The organism is Nitrospiria bacterium, from assembly GCA_036397255.1.
Taxonomy (GTDB): domain Bacteria; phylum Nitrospirota; class Nitrospiria; order DASWJH01; family DASWJH01; genus DASWJH01.
In genome coordinates, this window is record DASWJH010000098.1 from 1 (window position 1) to 17,552 (window position 17,552).

Genomic DNA, 17,552 nt, shown 5'->3' on the forward strand with positions numbered 1-17,552 from the left:
TTACAAGAATTTTTCGGGCTCTTTATTAGGCGACTTTCCTACGTTTATTAACCAATTCAATGTGCATATCCTTGCCGAGTGCAGCAGCAGCCTTCATCACGGTGTCCAGTTGGACAGTAACGTTACCGGGATCAAGCAAACCCTCAAGTTGGGAACGGCTTGTTTTCATTCGACGGGCCATTTCCGACTTGGTAATGTTTTCATCCTCCATGGCTTTTTGAAGCTGCCAAGCGATGACCCGCTTAATGGCTGACGCCTGCGCTCCTTCGTAAATGCCTTCTTCTTTGAGAAAATCATCGAAGGATGAACCAATCTTTCCCTTTTTCATTTTGCTATCTCCTTTTTTCGTTTTAACGCTAATTTCTTTTCCTTGTCGGGAGTTTTTTGTGTTTTCTTAATAAATCCATGAAGAAGGATCATTTGAGTCTTTGTTATGCAGAATATAACACGTGAAATTTTTCCACCTGTGAGGTTACTGCGGATCTCCCAAAGACCATCACTTAAGGACCGGCATACTGGCATTCCTATGGGCCATCCAAATTCTGCCAAGGCAATGTCATAGCCAACGATACGGCGGTCATCCTGGGAAAGGTTTTTTAACCACTCCCTTACTGGTTCCGCTCCACTGGGTGACCTGTAAAATCTGGCAGGCAGTTTTTTTATTTTTGCTTCCATTCATAAAATACCAACTAAAAAAGTGTACCTTATGAGGTACCTTCTGTCAAGACAAAAATGAGTCCTCGGCCTCTAAGCCCTTTAGAGGGATTTTTTAACAACCGGTTGAATTTGGAATGGTTTTCCCGTTTTTTGATTGATTTCAAAATCTTCTGAGATTTACACTGATTACATTGTTTTTGAAAAATTCTATCCTTTTGGATATTGTTTATCCCAAATTTAAAACATTTTGACACAGTCGTTTTTTTGATGTGAATGGATATGAATGGAATCAGAAGGATTAATAGAAGTTATTAATTTATCGACGCATTCCTTGGTGCCCGAGGCCGGACTTGAACCGGCACGGGAGTCTCCGCCCGAGGGATTTTAAGTCTAAAACCAGCAGAAACTCAGGGGTAACAAAAGCAGTGAAATGTTAAAACACCATCGAAAAAACTTCTTTTAATTTATCACAGATCATCCATTCAAATCCATTCATGACCATTAGTTTTGACACATTTTTAGCACAATGACTTGGGTCCGTTCAACTCGATAGAAAGGGGAGAAAGGGGTCAAGTCGCTTGTTGTCCAAAGTAAAACCCGATTAAGACTCAAATTCTCTGCTGCCCATCTTACTTTGGTCTGCCCCGGTTTTCATTAAATTTATTCCTTTCGAATTGAATTTTCTAATTAAAATTTTCAAGTTGAGCCAAGAGTAGATTTGACCCCTTCAGACCCCTTCACTTCACCCATTCAAATTTAAAACTACCGCAAAAACCAAGACCTTTCAAATTACATCCGAAATATCCTGTGAAATTTCCGGGTATCCATCAATTGGCATAATCTTTGCGGGGAGAGAAAAAATCAGAAGGGCCTTGGGCAACCTTCCATGAATTTTTGACCTGCCCCCCCGAAATTGGTCCAGAATTTGGGGTAGGATCTGGGGGCTGGTCAAGTGTTCATTTTGTCATCTCATTCTTTTCGCATTTTTTTATTCCCCAAGGAGACTCCACAAACCACACCTTTAAATCTTCCAAAGGGAGCGGGCGGCTCATATAATACCCCTGAGCACTGTCGCAACCTAACTCATCCAACCGATTCCATGTCCATTCATTCTCAACCCCTTCCGCGACAACCTTAAGACCGAGGTTATGCCCTAAATCAATGATGGAACGGACAATGATTTGATCGTTCTCATTATCCTTCATCCCAATGACAAAAGATTTATCAATTTTGATCGTTCCAACAGGAAGTTTTTTGAGATAACCCAGAGAAGAATACCCCGTTCCAAAGTCATCAATACACAACCCAATTCCCATATCGCTCAATTGTGACAAAACCTTCAGGGCGTTGGTAGGATTAACCATGATTGCGCTTTCGGTTATCTCTAGTTCCAAATATCCCGGTTGGAAATTAAATTTCTCCAAAGCACTGTCGACCCAGGTGGGAAGCTGTGGATCCTGAAGGTTTCTCACGGAAAGGTTACTTGCCACTTTAAGCTTATTTCCACCTTCATATAACGAACAGCATTTTCGCATGGTTTCCTGGAGAACCCATTGAGTGAGAGGGGTAATTAACCCTGTCTGTTCCGCAGGGGAGATAAATTGGTCCGGGGGGATAAATCCATGTTCCGGGTGTTGCCAACGAACCAAGGCTTCGGTACCGCTGACCTGGTTAGTATTAAATTCGATTTTGGGTTGGAAGTATAAGCAAAGCTGATTTTTCTCAATCGCTTGGCGCAGCTCCCCCATCAAAGCCAATCGACGGGGGCTGTGTCGATCAAGGTCGGAGGAATAACTAAGATACCCTCTTCCATTTTCTTTTGCGGCGTACATTGCCACATCGGCTCGCTGGATTAGGGAATCGGCGTTGGAACCATGATCAGGATAGATCCCGATCCCGATACTGACCTCTACAGCGATGGGTAATTCTTGCATAACGATGGGGGGCTCCAGGGCCTTTAATATTTTTAAAGCGACATGTTTCGCATGCTTGGCTTCAGACGACGGCATTAAGATTCCGAATTCGTCCCCCCCCAATCTAGCTATGGTATCAGATAATCGCAATACGCCACCCAAACGTTCACCCACTTCTTTAAGAACAAAATCTCCATAATGGTGGCCCAAGGTATCGTTAATTTCCTTGAAACGGTCCAAATCAAGAATCAAAATGGCCACCTGTTTTTTCTCCCGTTGGGAGAATAAAATGGCCTGTTGGACCCGATCCCGGAATAAGGTCCTGTTAGGAAGATCTGTCAGGACATCATAATAGGCCAGATGTTGAACCAGTTCCTCCGCCTGTTTACGTTCTTTCCGGACCTTCGCCTCCCGCAATTCCCGCTCAATAGCTGGAATGAGACGGGCGGTATTGTTTTTCATAATGTAATCATGAGCCCCCGCCTTCATGGCTTCAACCGCTAGTTCCTCACCTATTGTTCCGGACATTATGATGAATGGGAGATCAAGGCTAAGCTCCCGCATCAGATCTAATGCCGCTAATCCGCTAAACTGAGGCATGGAATAATCAGAAATGATGATATCCCAAGGTTTTTTTTCAAGGGCATTTTTCATGGCCGAATAGGTTTCAACACGTTCACATATTGGTGTATGGTTGCCGTTTTTCAAATGGCGGATCAGCAATGTAGCATCATCTTCGGAGTCTTCGACAATTAAAACCCGAATTGAATTGTTCATTGACGTTTCCTCCCCATGGGTGGTTCGTTTAAAATAAGCCAGTAAAGTCCCAATTGTCTGACAGCTTCTGTAAATTGTGCAAAATCTACCGGTTTTTGGACATAACTGTTTGCGCCGAGCTTGTATCCGTTTACTAAATCTTGGTCTTCCTTGGAGGAGGTCAAAATGACTACGGGGAGCAATTTGGTCCGCTCATCCATACGAATACGTTTTAACACTTCGAAACCGTCCATTTTGGGAAGCTTCAAATCGAGGAGGATAATTTGGGGAAGTATAGTGACATCGCGGCCAGTAAAAGAACCGGTACCAAAGAGATAATCCAAGGCTTCCACACCATCACGGACGACCACAACCTCGTTTTTGATATTGTTTTTTTTAAAAGCCCGGAGGGTTAGTGCTTCGTCATCTGGGTTATCTTCAATCAATAAAATGGAACTATCTTGCATATCCTGCCCCCTTTAGGGAAGTGTAAAATAAAATGTTGCGCCCTTTCCGACATCGGCTTCGGCCCAAACTTTTCCGCTGTGGCGGTGAATGATACGCTGGACCGTCGCAAGGCCAATTCCAGTCCCTGGAAACTCTTTTTCAGGATGGAGCCTTTGAAAGGCCCCAAATAATTTTTTTGCAAAAGCCATATCAAACCCTGCACCATTATCTCGAACATAATAGGCTTCTTGTTCGTTGATCGTAGTAATACCAAATTCAATATTAGATCTTGGTTGTTTTGAAGTAAATTTCCATGCATTAATCAGCAAATTTTCTAAAACCAACCGCAGTAGTCGTTGATCCCCGTTCGCATAAACTCCTTCTGCAATCACAATCTCCACATCTCGATTTGGTGATGTGTTTCTAAGCTCAGAGGCTATGGTATTTGCTATTTCTGTTAAATTGATTCGTTCCTTCCGCATTTCGGAACGTGAAACGCGGGAAAGACTCAAAATGTCATCGATCAAATGCCCCATCCGCTGGCTAGCCTCCCGTACCCGTTTTAGGTAATCCTTCCCCTGAGCGTCCACCCTATCGGAGTAATCCTCAAGAAGGGCCTGGCTGAAACCGTCTATCCCCCGCAATGGGGCACGCAGGTCATGGGAAACTGAATAGGCAAATGCCTCCAGTTCCCTATTCGCAGCCTCCAAGCGTGCCGCATTTAGCTCGAGGTTTTGATTGAGACGTTTGATGGCATCTTCAGATTGTTTACGTTCGGTAATATCACGTGCTGTGCCATATATCATTTCCTTCTCAACAAGCGGAATCGCCTTCCATTGTAACCATCGAAAAGATCCGTCTCTACACCGATACCGATTTTCAAAGGTAATTGTAGCCTCCCCCGTGGAGAGCTTTTGGGCTTCAGAAAGGGTTAATTCCAGATCTTCTGGATGAATAAATTCGAGGTAGGGTTTTGAAAGTAACTCTTCCCCCTTCCAACCAATTGTTTTTTCCCAAGCGGGGTTGAGTTGTTTAAAGTAACCATCGAACCCCGCAATACACAGCATGTCCATTGACATATTGAAAAACCGATCCCGGTCACGCTCGGCTTTTTTCCGATCAATATCCAGACCATCAAGTGATTTTGCGGTCCACCATACCAATCCCACAAAAATGATAATACTTAATACCGAAAATATGGTCACACCAAACTTTGCTCCATAAAACCCTGCCCCTGCCCCCCATAAAATGACCCATCCCAGGAACAAAGGAAGTACAATCGCAGTGGGCAACAAACGACGTGCAATTACTCCACCTGAGTTCGCACGGGTAATAATCGCCGCTAAGCCACGATCCCACCTGCTAAAAAGTATGGCCACGGAAAGTAATAAGAAGGTCACAGAGGTGTGAAAGGCCATTTGGGTAAAGGACGCGATTCCATAGAGATCTTGGGCCCTGTAGAAATAACCAATCATTCCCAAAAATCCGATCAGGCCCGCGATCAGTGCAAAGATCCCAGACGGGAAATGGGATGGGCCAAATTCCGCTTTCAACATGCTGAGAGCTAACCCGATAAGGATAAAACTGAATGCGGTATTGGGAGCCATGCGACCTGGATTGGATGTATTTATTGCATTGGAGCTTTCACGGATGAGCAATTGGTCGATCCCAATATTCCAACCCATAATATACTGAGTTAGGGTAAGAAAACCCATCATTAAAACAAAAAAAGCACAAGCTTTACCAAAAATTTTGTCCCATTTTTTTTCCTTTTCTTTTAACATCAACTTCATGGAGAGACCGGCAAGGAAAAAAGAAAGAGCGGTATTGGCTTTCATAGCCACCCAATCCGGACGAATATTCTTTAGAATGGTGATATCAAACATCCAACCCGTGAAAACAATAAAACCGATGAGGATGACAAAGGTAGATGCCAATTTGGAAAAGGATTTGAGAAAAACAAGGAGGGAGGGGTTTGATTCCATCGCCATCACATTAACCTTTAAAGAGAATTTCCTTTTTCTAAAAATTTTAAAGGAACCCGAAAAACCAAGAAAAATTGAAGGTGTTTTTTCTTAACGAAATTTTATTTTACTTTCGTGCACCATTTCTTAATAAATAAATTCAAATCTCTATCTGTAATTGAAATTAAATCAACTATTGTTCCCAGTTTCTGTATATTTAAATCCACTGGATAATAAAAAGTTATGTAGAAAGAAAAAATTTCCTTTGGCGGATTCACAAGGAATCCAAATATTATTAATAAGCCTACGAAAGGGGATAAATTAAGTATAACAATGTATTTTTATGTGTCAAATAAGGTTAATGGCTAAAAATCAATTGTTCCTGGTTCACCCGATTTAGGGAAACACTATTTTTTAAATTGACGACCATTTTCCGTTCGACCCTGGATTCCAACAGTGAGAGTTTGAGGCGGGGGTTTAACCAACGACATTGAAATTTCAAAAACGTGTTCCCTTCCTAACGGTAAAGCTCCCTCCCAGAAAGGTTTTCCCGCAGTAACCTCCAGCCCTTCCGATTTTTCCACGGTGAGTTGGATTTCCGCTATTTCAGAATTGGCCATCAAGGTCACAGTAAGAACCCATCCTCCGTATTGTACCGAAACCCCGTCAAAAAGGACTTCAAGGGATATTGGCTCTTCAGCATGAATGAATAGCGGTTGGGAAAAGTATAGAAACAAAAGAGAGCTCACAAATATTAACCTCATTTAACTCCTCTTTTTCATTTTTTTTCCAAAGGTCTCCTATGTGGCAAAGGGAGGAAAAACTGCGGTGTTCCTCTACAACCCACCTCTGAGCCTCCTCTCGCAGGGCGAGGCTCAAGAGATCAGGGAGGGTATATAAGACTTTGAAAATTTTAGATGGGAATAAAGGCTGAACCGATGACCCTCGGCTTGTTAGAGCGGATCCAATTTTTTTAACTATTTATTGACTACAATCCAATTGATAAAAACTCCCTTCAGAGCCTGTCCGGCAAACCATTAAGTTAGTGTAGTGAGTCCAACGCTTCTTTACAAATCCCGTTCACCCTGAGACTTGTATGATGAATGTCAAAGCAGAATTCAAGTTAACCTCTGTAAAAAGTATAATGGGTCAACATCAACCCATTGCACCAAGGAGGTGTCTTGATGACTGGCGAAATGGCGCATCATACGTTTATTCCTCAATACTTTGATGTTTTTGCGGGTTTGGATGTCGATAAAACGAGTATTTCGGTTACGTTTATGAATCATCGAGAAACCATCCGGTCCATACGCATTGCTCATAGTGCAGAACATCTGCTGAACTATGTTCGTAAACGTTTTACGGATCAGAAGGTTGCCTTTGCCTATGAAGCGGGACCAACGGGCTACGGGTTGCACGATAAACTGACGGATCAGGGCTATCTCTGTTTGGTGGCTGCGGCTTCGATGATCCCCAGGGCTCCCGGCCAGAGAGTCAAGACCAACCGCCTGGATAGTCAAAAGCTGTGCGAAGCGCTGCGTGGGGGGCAACTCAAAAGCATTCATGTTCCATCGGTTTCTTACCGTCAGCTCCGCCACCTAACCCAGCTTCGGGATACGTTTATCCGGCAAGTGGCTGCCAATAAGTGTCGGATCAAGGCGTTGCTGTTGTTTGAAGGAATTGCTTTTCCGCAAGCCCCCCCTGGCAGTCAGTGGTCTACAATGGTGATAGGTCAACTGAAGCAGCTTTCCTGCCCCGAAGCGGTCCGTTTTAAGCTGGATGCGCTTTTGAGGAATTTGCAGTTTGCCCAACAGCAGGCGCTTGAAAGCATGAGACAGATCCGCCGATTCTGCCACAACGATCCAGAGCTTCACCGCTGTATTGAGTATCTTAGGAGTATTCCGGGGATCGGTTGGATTGTCGCCAGCCATCTTTTGGCCCGTATCGGAGATTGGCGCCAGATTCAAAACGTCAGGCAATTGTCGGCATTCCTGGGGCTGGTGCCGACCGAACATTCCACCGGGGAAACCGTCCAAAGGGGATCCATTACGCGTTCGGGAGATAGTCGCATACGCAGCAAACTGGAAAGGGGTCAAGTCGCTTGTTGTCCAAAGTAAAACCCGATTAAGACTCAATTTCTCTGGTGCCCATCTTACTTTGGTCCGGCCCGGTTTTCATTAAATTTATTCCTTCAACTCGAATTGAATTTTCTAATTAAAATTTCCAAGTTGAGCCAAGAGCAGATTTGACCCCTTCACAAACCGATTTGAAATAAAGAAGGCCAGAAGTGGCAGTCCTGAGGGCGATGCCGTCCCTCCTCAGGACCTCCGGCCAACGCCCGTTCAAGAGGACTGCCACACTTTTCTACGGTTATAAAAAATGAAGATCTTTTACCAGGTTGTTGTCTTCATCGATCTGCAATTCTACGGGCGTTCGCGTCTTTACTCGGTCCATTTTTGCGGCGGCAACATCTTTCAATCCTAAACGAATCGTTCTGCTGTCCTGTAACCGGAGGGTAACCACTTTTGTTTCCGGAGTAAAATTGACCACCTCACCACTGACACCGATGAAATGAAAATAGTTCTGGGCCTTGTCGGAAACATCGTTAATATCAATGATTTGGTTCCCCGCTTCCACTTCGAGCTGCAAACGGTCCCCTTTATGAATATTTTCAATTCCCTCGCGCATTGCCTGTTTGATGCCGAAGGTCCGGGTGGGTCCCACATCCGTTTTCAGAAAAACCAATCCTCCCTTTATTTTCGTCACCGTTCCGTTCACATATTGATAAAAGTAACTCCTGATTCCTAAGGGATAAGGATCGGAAATCCCATAGGACGGTTTTACAGCCAGCGCCAGGGAAAACGACACGGCGACAAACCCGGTCACGAGAAACATGATTTTCCTTTTCATTGCATTCTCCTTTTCTTTGGAACGTACATAGCAGATGTGCTGTTTTAAGGGCTGCCGCTAAATCGGCAACCATGGAGTGGTGATTTCCTTTTCAGGGCGGCCCGGCCCCTCACCTGTCCCGATGGCTTTCAAATTTTACAAACGGGCACTTTGGCCAAACACCCAGGACATGAAAACATTGTCCTGACCTCGGACATCGGCATCGGTGAAATTCAATAACAGGGTGGTTCCAAGAAATGTATTTTTTCCCACCGCATATTCAATCCCGCTGCCCAAGGGAATCAGAAATCCGATATCGTCATTATCCCCCGGTCCCGGCCGGTCCAAATCCATACCGATGATGCCAAGCCCCCCCTGAAGGTGGGGTCGGAGACGGGGCATTTCAGGACTCGTAAAAACGTACTTTGCCTGACCGGAGAGGCCCAATTGGAAAAAATCATCGCTTATTCCTACCTGTAACAAAGGGCCAAGGGAGAGGTGGCGGTCCAGGTAATAATCCAAGTTCGAGGTCAGCCCGAAAATCGTCCCGTCCGCGGTTCCGGACTGAATACCGACCGATGTTCCCAGGGCCATCCGGCCGGGTTGGGTCATCCGTTCCACTGTGTTCTGCTGGGCGGAAGCGGTATCGGGTAAATATAAAACGGCCATGAAACAGAGTGCCGCCAGAACCATTCCAAGGGCCGCACGATTCAAAAAGAACCGTTTTCGGGAGAACATGGCTACGAAATGGAATCGATGCATTCAGGCCTCCTTTCGCCAATAGAATATTGAAACACTCCGAATCCGTCATTCCCAAATGATTTTTCGGAAATCCAGTGTCTTAAAATTAAACAACTTCCAGTTACCCGCTCCCCGTTAAGAACGATGTATTTAACGATTACCCTTCAACGAGGATGATTTTGGCGACCATCTGGTCAATCAGCACCTCGTCTATATCCCCATAGAGGTCAACGGTGTCCCCCACCTGAAGGTCGGCGAACTCGATCGACTCTATGAGCAAAATTGCGGTGCCGTCCTCATGCTTTACCCAAAGAATCAACGAGGGATCTGCAAGACTCACCGTCACTGATCCACCGGTCGAGTCCCTCACCACAAAGGTTTGCGCGAGTGAATCGATGGCCTCAATCGTCCCCACGAGGTGATCCGAAATCTGTTCCTCGGGAGGCAGGAATAAAACCGTCGTGGCTTCAAAGACCCCCAGGGCCACACGAAATACACCCTCGACCAGGACACCATCGCCAAGGAGCAGGTCTTCGGGATTCAGGGCGTCTTTTGTGGTCGGGTCGAAGATAAGGGTCTGGGGTCCCAGGTGGACCAGAATAGTTCCCGATAGAATCTGCCCGGCCGCGAGTTCCACTTCGATCTGGTGATCCACATTCAGTTCACCGATCACCGTACCCCGCAGTTTCAACAGGTCCCCGATCTTAATAAACCGGGCCTGGAGCTCTAATCCCTTTCCGATGCTGAGAATTCCCCTTACGATTACCCGGTCGATGACCTGAAGGGATTCGAAAATTCCCGGGAGTCCGTCTTCCAAGAAAATTCGGGTTTCCGAATCGGTCCGAACCAGAATCCGGTACATGGCATCCCCTTCCGCCGTTCCGGGTTCCCCGGCGAGCGTTCCCTCCCCTACCTTAAACAGGATCTGGTGAGATCCCCGTTCCAGAATAAAGGTTTGATTCTCGGAATCGATCGAAACGATTCTCCCTTCAACCTGGACCTTTTTGTCGGAAAGATCATTCAGGACTTCAACAAACACCACCGGTCTCAGGATAAATTTACCGGATCCGGTCTCGGTAATTTTGACGGATTTTTTGGCATCGAAATCCATCAAAACGGCCAAGGTTCCTCCTGAAGTCACGGAGAAAGGCTTCTTTGGATTGAGGTCGATTTTCCCGTTGGCCACCAAATGAATGTCCGGTCCCGAAACCGTCTCGATCACATTCCCGCTGCTGTCTTTCTTTACAAATTCCGGATCGCTGACGGTCAACCGGATTTTGTCGTAATCCCGCGCGGGAACCCCTTCCCCCACGGCGAACAGATCGGTCACTTCCTGCAATCCCAATAAATTGATACGTCGCTCCCCTTCATAGACCACGACGGAGGAATCTCCTTCGGGAAGGAGCGCCACCTGATTCACGGTCACGTTGATCTCCGAGAATTCATCGGATGGGGAATCGGTCATGAGTATGACCGCTTTCCCCGTTCCGGGAGAAGATCCGGGATCCGAACCGCATCCCAACAACCCCGCAAGGCTAAAAATAAAAAGTGCTTTCCAGGCCAAAAAATAAATCCTTTGTGTTCTCCGGAAATTCATTTTCGTCCTCCTTTCTATAAAAACAAGGAAAGAAAACTAAAATATCAATACGTTTTTACGATGATTCCGACAAATATCATATAAATGAATTCAAATATAAATCCAAACCAAGGGGAAAATGATTTCAAGCCAGGAAGGCCCCCCATCTGTCGGGCGGGCCTCCCCAGGCGCCACATTTTGTTACGTTTTCTTTTCCTTGATCGAGACCACCCGGTCATTCAGATCATCGATCTGTACCTCTACCATGGCCCCCTCCTTGATCTCTCCCTCCTTTCTGGTGGATTGATCGACTCGAACCTGGTGTTTTTCCCCGCTCTGTTCGTCCTGAATGACATAAACCGAGCCCTCGATTTTCAACAATTTCCCCGAGACGGTCGAAGCCCAAGCCTGTCCGACGAAACCGAATCCAACGACCAAGGCAACCATGAGGATCAACATTTTATTCGTTATGGTCATTTTATTTGTCATTGTCTTTTCCCTCCTTATCTATGTTTACACCCCTGAACGACATTCTTTGTTACACAGAACGCAATACAGGTTTTTGTTTATTCTCGGTTTCTTCGACGCAACCTAAATAGACGTCTTTTGCAATGTTCGTGATGAAATTGAACGCATGCAACCCTTCGGTCCGATTCGGAAAGTAAAAGGTGGCCCCTTCTATGGAAATCTGCTTCCCCGAATCGATGGCCAAAATGATCACATTCGTTTCCCGGTCGAGGTCGGTAATCCTATCCAGAGCGCCCTGCATTTCAACCTCACACTGTTTATTAAACACCATTGTTTTTTCTCTCATAACCATCGTCCTCCTTTTGTTCGGTGATTTTACTTATTTCGAAAAGCAAGATGGGTACCAAATGAATTTACCTTAAAAAAATCAGTATCTTATATCGTTAGACGTATCCGATCCAGAAAGTCATGTGTCGGGGCATAACGACATTTATTTCCGAGTAGACCCAAATCCCTTTTAAAATCAATCTACTGGGTTGTCGCTTTTTTACGACGATTACACATTTTCCTGAGATCGGAATAAGGAAGGGACAAGATTGTGGCGCCTGATGAGTTTGTAGAATTCAGTGCGGTTTCGTTTGGCCAGACTGGCGGCCTGGCTGACATTACCTTGTGTCATTTGTAGCAGTTGAACGAGATAGTCCCGCTCGAACCGTATTTTGGCCTCATCCAAAGAAGGAATCTGTTCCGATTTGGTCCTTAAGGCCTTTTGAATCAGTGATGCGGAAATAATCGGGGTGGTGCAGAGCGTGATGGCATGCTCCACAACGTTCTGAAGCTGCCGGACGTTTCCCGGCCATGGGGCATGGATCAACAACTCCATGGCCTCCGGTGAAAATCCCGTCACCTTTTTATTATTTTTTCCGGAAAGATCCGAAAGAAAATGGGTCGAGAGAAGGGGAATATCTTCCCGCCGTTTGGATAATAGCGGCACCTCAAGGGTGACCACGCTCAATCGATAATATAAATCGGCTCTAAAATGTCCTCCCTCCATTTCCGCTTCAAGGTCCCGGTGGGAGGCAGAAATGATTCTGACATCGACGGGAACGTCTTGAGTGGACCCGACCGGCCTGATTTGCTTTTCCTGCAACGCCCGCAACAATTTGGGCTGAAACATCATGGGCATATCACCAATTTCATCGAAAAAAAGGGTCCCGCCATTCGCCGCTTGAAACAATCCGTTCCGATTTTGAACCGCCCCCGTAAAGGCCCCCTTCATGTACCCAAACAATTCGGATTCGAACAGCTGCTCGGGAATGACACTGCAATTCACCGCGATAAAGGGCCGGTTGCGACGGGGGCTCGCCTTTTGAATGACTTTTGCCAAAAGCTCTTTTCCCGTTCCCGTTTCCCCATGGATGAATACGCTGGCATCCCCTTCCCCTACCAGTTTTGCCTGACATAAAACCTCTTCCATCAACGGACTTCGCGTAATGATCTCCTTACGCCACTGCATGTCTTGCTCGGTTGAAATCGGATCCGGGGATTGTCCGCTTAACTGGAGGGCTTTTTGAACATGATTAATGAGGACCTTTCCGTCAAACGGTTTGGTTAAATAACTGAATACCCCTTTTTCAATGGCCTTTACCGCCTGGGGAATGGACCCATGGGCGGTCAGAATAATGACCGGCAATGCCGGATGACTTTCTTGAATCGCTTCAAACAGGGCCATACCGTCCATCCCCTCCATCCGCAAATCGGTTATCACCAGGTTCGGACGGAAAACAGTCAGTTGGACCAGGGCCTTCTCCGAGCTCTCGGTGGTCGTTACCTGATATCCCGCAGCTTTCAGGCGCATGGTCAAAAGCCTGAGAAGATCGGTATCATCATCCACAATCAGGATTTTTTGTTTGTTTTCGCTCATGGGCGTTTTTTATTTTCCCGTTCCAGAAGACTTTTTTCAATGGTTTTAAGCTCTTCAAGTTTTTCCTGCAATAATTCCCTTTCCTTCTTTTCGTCCTTCCAATCTTTTTCAAGGTGTTGACGCCGGTTTTGTTGATTTTCCAATTCTTGGGCATAAGAACTCACAATCAACAAAAATTCCTTAAGTGTGGGATCTTGGACCGCCGGGTCTAGGATATAATCCTCCAAAAATTTTTGGGACTGATGATAATCTTTGAAAGGGGCTTGGGGAATCCCCAGGATCAACCCCATTCGAAGACGGGAAATGGGTTGATGCTTCTCCGAAAGGTCTTGTTTGGCATGGGCATGCTCCCGTTCAAGTTCCCCTTCAGACAGCGAATGAAGATAACGATAGTAGTAAATGACCGAAACTACGTGGGACTCTTGACCCAGTAAATCCCCAATCTTCGTTTCCGCAGGCGGAAAATGGTGTTTATTTTTAAGGTCAGGACAACCGAAAAGGGTAAGAACCGCTAATTGAACCAGTAAAAAACAAAAAAACGCAGGATTCATGCCATGTCCCCATCACCACCCACAGGGAGGATCACACGGAAATGCGCGCCCTGTGTTTCCCCATCCATGATTTCAATGCTTCCGTGATGAAGACGAACATATTCCGCCACCACGGATAATCCGATTCCGGTTCCCTTCATGTATCCCTCGGGTAAAACACCCCCCTGGTAAAAGGCGTCAAACACACGGTCCCGGTCATCTGGATGGATGCCGGGTCCGGAATCCTGTATATCCAGAACCGCATTCGGACCTTCCCTTTTCAAACGAATCCTAATCTGCCCCCCGTAAGATGAGAACTTAATGGCATTGGACAACAGGTTATCCAAGATGGTCGTTAATTTTTCTTCGTCCCCCGAAATACATACTTCCCCCAAATTCAATTCCAGGCGAATGCTCTTCGCCATTATGGCCAGCTCTTGATCGGCGGCAACTTTCTCGATCAGGGCCTTTAACTTGAGAGGGCTCATGTAAAGAGCGGAATGCCTCAGCGATACGGCACGAAAATTTACCAAATTTTCAATCATTTTTTGAAGTTGTACGCTATTCTCTCGTAGAATACTGGCCACTTTTCGTTGCTCATCGGTCAACCGGCCTCCGACCTGATCCACCAGAAGCTCCGCCCCTTCCCGGATGGCCGTCAGTGGCGTCTTGAGCTCATGAGAAATATGGCTTAAGAATTTATTTTTCTGCTCCTCCAGGTCAATGAGCCTCAACCGCAACCAATCCAATCGTTTCCCGAGGTATTCCAAATCCTGAGGGCCCGTTATCACAATTTCGGATGAAAATGCCCCGTCCCCCAACCGGTGGATCGATTGATCGATCTTTCGGATCGGCCGGGCAATCAGTGCCGTAAAAACAACCACCAGACCGAAAACCACTGGGGCAACGGCAACCAGCTGCCAGAATAAAACCCGTTCAGCCTCTTCGGCCATTTTTTGTATGGAATTGATTTCCCGATCAATCAAACGGGTACTTTCGGATAATACCGGGGAGACAAGATCCCCCAAAGAACTGAATTCTGAAAGGGCCAGGCGGCTTTTCTCGGAATCATAAGGAAATTCGCTCAGGGTATCATATAAACTCTGTTCTTTTTCCAACAATTCCTTTAAAAGACTCCGCTGGGCATCATCCAATGGAAGGCCGGACAGTTCCCCGGCTGTGTCTTGAAACCCTTCATGAAATTTCTGATAAACCTCAAACAGCGACGGATCGCCCAGAACGAGATACTGTCTGGAGCTGCGTTCCATCGCCGTCACCTGGTCAATGAGTTTAAAGCTGTTCTTTGTGGTTTGAACCGTTTGAAAAACGGCCCTCTGGCTTTGATGAACCAAACGGTCCACGTAAACGATGGAATTGACGAGTGCGAAAATAAGGGGCAACGTCACCAAAGAAAAACCGATCAGGACAAGCCTTAAAACCGATTTTGGGCGGCGAAGATTCATAAAAACGACTTTTTTCCCAAGCGATTAAAAACATCCGAGGCACTAACGGATAAATTGAAAAAAACGCCACGTTGGGAATTTTAATGGAGGCTTGATCCTACCTGTTTCCAGTTTCGGATACAAGAAATCTATATTATATGAAACCCCAAAAAAGGTCAATTCATACAAAGACATCCGTAAAACAGGCATCCTGGGGAAGGATAAAAATAATTTTAAAAACCCCCGGCTGGAAGGGAGGGAATGGCTATCCGAACCGGGATGACACAACGATGCATGCTTTACCTGTGGTAAAGTGCCGTGTCTTCGACCTGCGGGGAAGAAGGGAAACGTCATATCGTAAAAAGAAAAAGGGACTTTCCCCCCCTTTTCCATAGGAGGAAAATCCCTTGTCACCGTTAAAAAATCCGTCGCTTTTAGTCATTCCAAGCGAACGCGAGGAATCTTAAGACCCCTCATATTTTCCGGACATGGATTTCTCCCTCCGGTCGAAATGACAAAGAAAAAAGTCGAAGTGACGCAAGGACAGTCACTCTCCCTGCCGGGCGGTGATCCCGATCTATTAGGAAATTAAGGAAAGAATGTTGTACCCATCCAGTTTGTTTCGGCCGCGAAGGTCGGTCAGTTCAATCAGAAATGCAATGCCCGCGATCACCCCCCCCAGTTGTTTGACCAATTCCACGGTGGCGGAAATGGTTCCCCCGATGGCCAAAAGATCATCCACGATAAGAACTTGCTCTCCCGGATTGATGGCATCCTGGTGGATGGTTAACGTATCACTCCCGGAAAGGGGTCATGGAAAGGGGTCAGGCATGTAAAATTGACAATATTAGGAAAGGGAAAGCGAAAGGGGTCAGAAAGGGGGAAAGAAAGAGAAGAAGGAAAGAGGAAAGGGGTCAAATCTCGTCTTGGCTCAACCTTCGAGAACCTTTTTAATTGCCCCGTATTTTTGGAGGACCTTTCCTGCTTTCTCTAACTCCTTCCTCATCCTTCTAATTGTACTACTTACCCCTGAATATCCTCCCAGTTTAAATTCCTTTGCGATTTCCTCTTGCTTCATCCCCCCTATCCACCGGCACACGTACATCCCCATCCCCCTCGGTTCGTTTCTCTCCCCTCGCTTACTCAGTTTCATTTCCTCTTCTTTTATCCCATATACTTTCCTTACCGCTTCTAGGCACTTTTCCATTGTTTCTCGAATGGATCGTTTTGCTTCGGGTATTTCTTGAACCTTCTTTCCCGCTCTTTTTATTTGCTTCCGTACCTTCTCTACAAAACTCTCTCCCCCTAATACGGGCACCCATTTCCGACTGGAATAAAACCTCCTTAATCTGTCTTCTACCTCAGTCCCCATATACTCCTGAAATGCCTCTAACCGCCCCTTTTTAGGAAACCGCCCCAATACCTGCTTCACATCCAACCATTGGGGCTTTTTCTCTTTTTTCATATACATCCGATAACTGCTCCATGGATATCGATCTAAACCTCGAACCAACCCAGAAAGGGGTCAAATCTCGTCTTGGCTCAACTTTCGAGAACCTTTTTAATTGCCCCGTATTTTTGGAGCACCTTTCCTCCTTTCTCTAACTCCTTCCTCATCCTTCTAATTGTACTACTTACCCCTGAATATCCTCCCAGTTTAAATTCCTTTGCGATTTCCCCTTGCTTCATCCCCCCTATCCACCGGCACACATACATCCCCATCGCCCTCGGTTCGTTTCTCTCCCCTCTCCTGCTTTCTTTGATTTCTTCCCCTTTTATCCCATATACTCTCCTCACCGCTTCCAGACACTTTTGCATTGTTGGTTGAATGGATCGTTTTGCTTCGGGTATTTCTTGAACCTTCTTCCCCGCTCTTTTGATTTGCTTCCGTATCTTCTCTACAAAACTCTCTCCCCCTAATACGGGTACCCATTTCCGACTGGAATAAAACCTCCTTAATCTGTCTTCTACCTCAGTCCCCATATACTCCTGAAATGCCTTTAACCGCCCCTTTTTAGGAAACCGCCCCAATACCTGCTTCACATCCAACCATTGGGGCCTTTTCTCTTTTTTCATATACATCCGATAACTGCTCCATGGATATCGATCTAAACCTCGAACCAACCCTGCTTCAACAGGATTTCGGTGGATATACCGTACCACACTTAATAAATACGACTCTTCATCCACTACGATAGCTTTGTACCTACCCCTGAACAGCGGACCATCCCGATGATGTCTCCTA

The 17,552-nt window shown here is 46.0% G+C and carries 17 protein-coding genes and 1 pseudogene; 1 reads left to right on the forward strand and 17 read right to left on the reverse strand.

The genetic code is table 11. The features are described 5' to 3' along the window. Positions 1–25 precede the first annotated feature (25 nt). The 6 genes from VGB26_13490 to VGB26_13515 form a co-directional block, all read right to left on the reverse strand. Positions 26–328, reverse strand: coding sequence for a helix-turn-helix transcriptional regulator (locus tag VGB26_13490; protein ID HEX9758791.1), 303 nt, complete (start codon positions 326–328; stop codon positions 26–28). Then, the gene (locus tag VGB26_13495) at positions 325–675 is read right to left on the reverse strand and encodes a type II toxin-antitoxin system RelE/ParE family toxin (protein ID HEX9758792.1); all 351 of its coding nucleotides are present in this window, start codon (positions 673–675) and stop codon (positions 325–327) included. The genes VGB26_13490 and VGB26_13495 overlap by 4 nt, the downstream gene beginning before the upstream one ends. Before the next feature lie 938 nt (positions 676–1,613). After that, complete coding sequence (locus tag VGB26_13500; GenBank protein HEX9758793.1) at positions 1,614–3,347, reverse strand: EAL domain-containing protein; 1,734 nt, start codon at positions 3,345–3,347, stop codon at positions 1,614–1,616. Next, positions 3,344–3,793, reverse strand: a complete 450-nt coding sequence (locus tag VGB26_13505; protein ID HEX9758794.1) for a response regulator — start codon at positions 3,791–3,793, stop codon at positions 3,344–3,346. Before VGB26_13505 ends, VGB26_13500 begins: the two co-directional genes overlap by 4 nt. Positions 3,794–3,805: 12 nt before the next feature. Beyond that, positions 3,806–5,764: a PAS domain S-box protein gene (locus VGB26_13510; GenBank protein ID HEX9758795.1), complete on the reverse strand. Its 1,959-nt coding sequence runs from the start codon at positions 5,762–5,764 to the stop codon at positions 3,806–3,808. 380 nt (positions 5,765–6,144) lie between these two features. Next, a complete protein-coding gene (locus VGB26_13515; GenBank protein ID HEX9758796.1) occupies positions 6,145–6,501 on the reverse strand; it encodes a hypothetical protein in 357 nt (118 codons plus the stop codon). A gap of 420 nt (positions 6,502–6,921) precedes the next feature. On the opposite strand from VGB26_13515, the gene VGB26_13520 reads away from it, so the two are divergent. Beyond that, positions 6,922–7,854: an IS110 family transposase gene (locus VGB26_13520; protein ID HEX9758797.1), complete on the forward strand. Its 933-nt coding sequence runs from the start codon at positions 6,922–6,924 to the stop codon at positions 7,852–7,854. 253 nt (positions 7,855–8,107) lie between these two features. Here the strand turns inward: VGB26_13520 and VGB26_13525 are convergent, their stop codons facing one another. The 11 genes and pseudogenes from VGB26_13525 to VGB26_13575 form a co-directional block, all read right to left on the reverse strand. Further along, complete coding sequence (locus VGB26_13525; protein HEX9758798.1) at positions 8,108–8,647, reverse strand: hypothetical protein; 540 nt, start codon at positions 8,645–8,647, stop codon at positions 8,108–8,110. A gap of 135 nt (positions 8,648–8,782) precedes the next feature. Further along, a complete protein-coding gene (locus VGB26_13530; GenBank protein HEX9758799.1) occupies positions 8,783–9,388 on the reverse strand; it encodes a hypothetical protein in 606 nt (201 codons plus the stop codon). 136 nt (positions 9,389–9,524) lie between these two features. Beyond that, positions 9,525–10,964, reverse strand: a complete 1,440-nt coding sequence (locus VGB26_13535) for a DUF4382 domain-containing protein (GenBank protein HEX9758800.1) — start codon at positions 10,962–10,964, stop codon at positions 9,525–9,527. A gap of 180 nt (positions 10,965–11,144) precedes the next feature. After that, complete coding sequence (locus VGB26_13540) at positions 11,145–11,432, reverse strand: hypothetical protein (GenBank protein ID HEX9758801.1); 288 nt, start codon at positions 11,430–11,432, stop codon at positions 11,145–11,147. Between the two features lie 49 nt (positions 11,433–11,481). Then, positions 11,482–11,757, reverse strand: a complete 276-nt coding sequence (locus VGB26_13545; GenBank protein HEX9758802.1) for a hypothetical protein — start codon at positions 11,755–11,757, stop codon at positions 11,482–11,484. Between the two features lie 210 nt (positions 11,758–11,967). Then, positions 11,968–13,335, reverse strand: a complete 1,368-nt coding sequence (locus tag VGB26_13550; GenBank protein HEX9758803.1) for a sigma 54-interacting transcriptional regulator — start codon at positions 13,333–13,335, stop codon at positions 11,968–11,970. Continuing rightward, positions 13,332–13,886 carry a hypothetical protein gene (locus VGB26_13555; protein HEX9758804.1) on the reverse strand — a complete coding sequence of 185 codons (555 nt, stop codon included), beginning with the start codon at positions 13,884–13,886 and terminating at the stop codon, positions 13,332–13,334. Before VGB26_13555 ends, VGB26_13550 begins: the two co-directional genes overlap by 4 nt. Then, on the reverse strand, positions 13,883–15,328 hold the full coding sequence (locus tag VGB26_13560) for an ATP-binding protein (protein ID HEX9758805.1): 1,446 nt from the start codon (positions 15,326–15,328) through the stop codon (positions 13,883–13,885). The genes VGB26_13555 and VGB26_13560 overlap by 4 nt, the downstream gene beginning before the upstream one ends. 559 nt (positions 15,329–15,887) lie before the next feature. After that, positions 15,888–16,097 (reverse strand): annotated as a pseudogene (locus tag VGB26_13565) (phosphoribosyltransferase family protein). 141 nt (positions 16,098–16,238) lie between these two features. Continuing rightward, positions 16,239–16,772 (reverse strand): hypothetical protein, encoded by a 534-nt coding sequence (locus tag VGB26_13570; GenBank protein ID HEX9758806.1) that lies wholly within the window; start codon positions 16,770–16,772, stop codon positions 16,239–16,241. Positions 16,773–16,849: 77 nt separating this feature from the next. Further along, a partial coding sequence (locus VGB26_13575; protein HEX9758807.1) for a hypothetical protein occupies positions 16,850–17,552 on the reverse strand: 703 nt, incomplete at its 5' end.

Bases quoted from the DNA above. Each gene is read 5' to 3' on its own strand.
- VGB26_13540 (HEX9758801.1), bottom strand. From the start codon at position 11,432: ATGACAAATAAAATGACCATAACGAATAAAATGTTGATCCTCATGGTT.
- VGB26_13505 (HEX9758794.1), bottom strand. From the start codon at position 3,793: ATGCAAGATAGTTCCATTTTATTGATTGAAGATAACCCAGATGACGAA.
- VGB26_13490 (HEX9758791.1), bottom strand. From the start codon at position 328: ATGAAAAAGGGAAAGATTGGTTCATCCTTCGATGATTTTCTCAAAGAA.
- VGB26_13515 (HEX9758796.1), bottom strand. From the start codon at position 6,501: ATGAGGTTAATATTTGTGAGCTCTCTTTTGTTTCTATACTTTTCCCAA.
- VGB26_13500 (HEX9758793.1), bottom strand. From the start codon at position 3,347: ATGAACAATTCAATTCGGGTTTTAATTGTCGAAGACTCCGAAGATGAT.
- VGB26_13555 (HEX9758804.1), bottom strand. From the start codon at position 13,886: ATGAATCCTGCGTTTTTTTGTTTTTTACTGGTTCAATTAGCGGTTCTT.
- VGB26_13560 (HEX9758805.1), bottom strand. From the start codon at position 15,328: ATGAATCTTCGCCGCCCAAAATCGGTTTTAAGGCTTGTCCTGATCGGT.
- VGB26_13520 (HEX9758797.1), top strand. From the start codon at position 6,922: ATGACTGGCGAAATGGCGCATCATACGTTTATTCCTCAATACTTTGAT.
- VGB26_13495 (HEX9758792.1), bottom strand. From the start codon at position 675: ATGGAAGCAAAAATAAAAAAACTGCCTGCCAGATTTTACAGGTCACCC.
- VGB26_13570 (HEX9758806.1), bottom strand. From the start codon at position 16,772: ATGAAAAAAGAGAAAAAGCCCCAATGGTTGGATGTGAAGCAGGTATTG.
- VGB26_13530 (HEX9758799.1), bottom strand. From the start codon at position 9,388: ATGCATCGATTCCATTTCGTAGCCATGTTCTCCCGAAAACGGTTCTTT.
- VGB26_13550 (HEX9758803.1), bottom strand. From the start codon at position 13,335: ATGAGCGAAAACAAACAAAAAATCCTGATTGTGGATGATGATACCGAT.
- VGB26_13535 (HEX9758800.1), bottom strand. From the start codon at position 10,964: ATGAATTTCCGGAGAACACAAAGGATTTATTTTTTGGCCTGGAAAGCA.
- VGB26_13545 (HEX9758802.1), bottom strand. From the start codon at position 11,757: ATGAGAGAAAAAACAATGGTGTTTAATAAACAGTGTGAGGTTGAAATG.
- VGB26_13525 (HEX9758798.1), bottom strand. From the start codon at position 8,647: ATGAAAAGGAAAATCATGTTTCTCGTGACCGGGTTTGTCGCCGTGTCG.
- VGB26_13510 (HEX9758795.1), bottom strand. From the start codon at position 5,764: ATGGCGATGGAATCAAACCCCTCCCTCCTTGTTTTTCTCAAATCCTTT.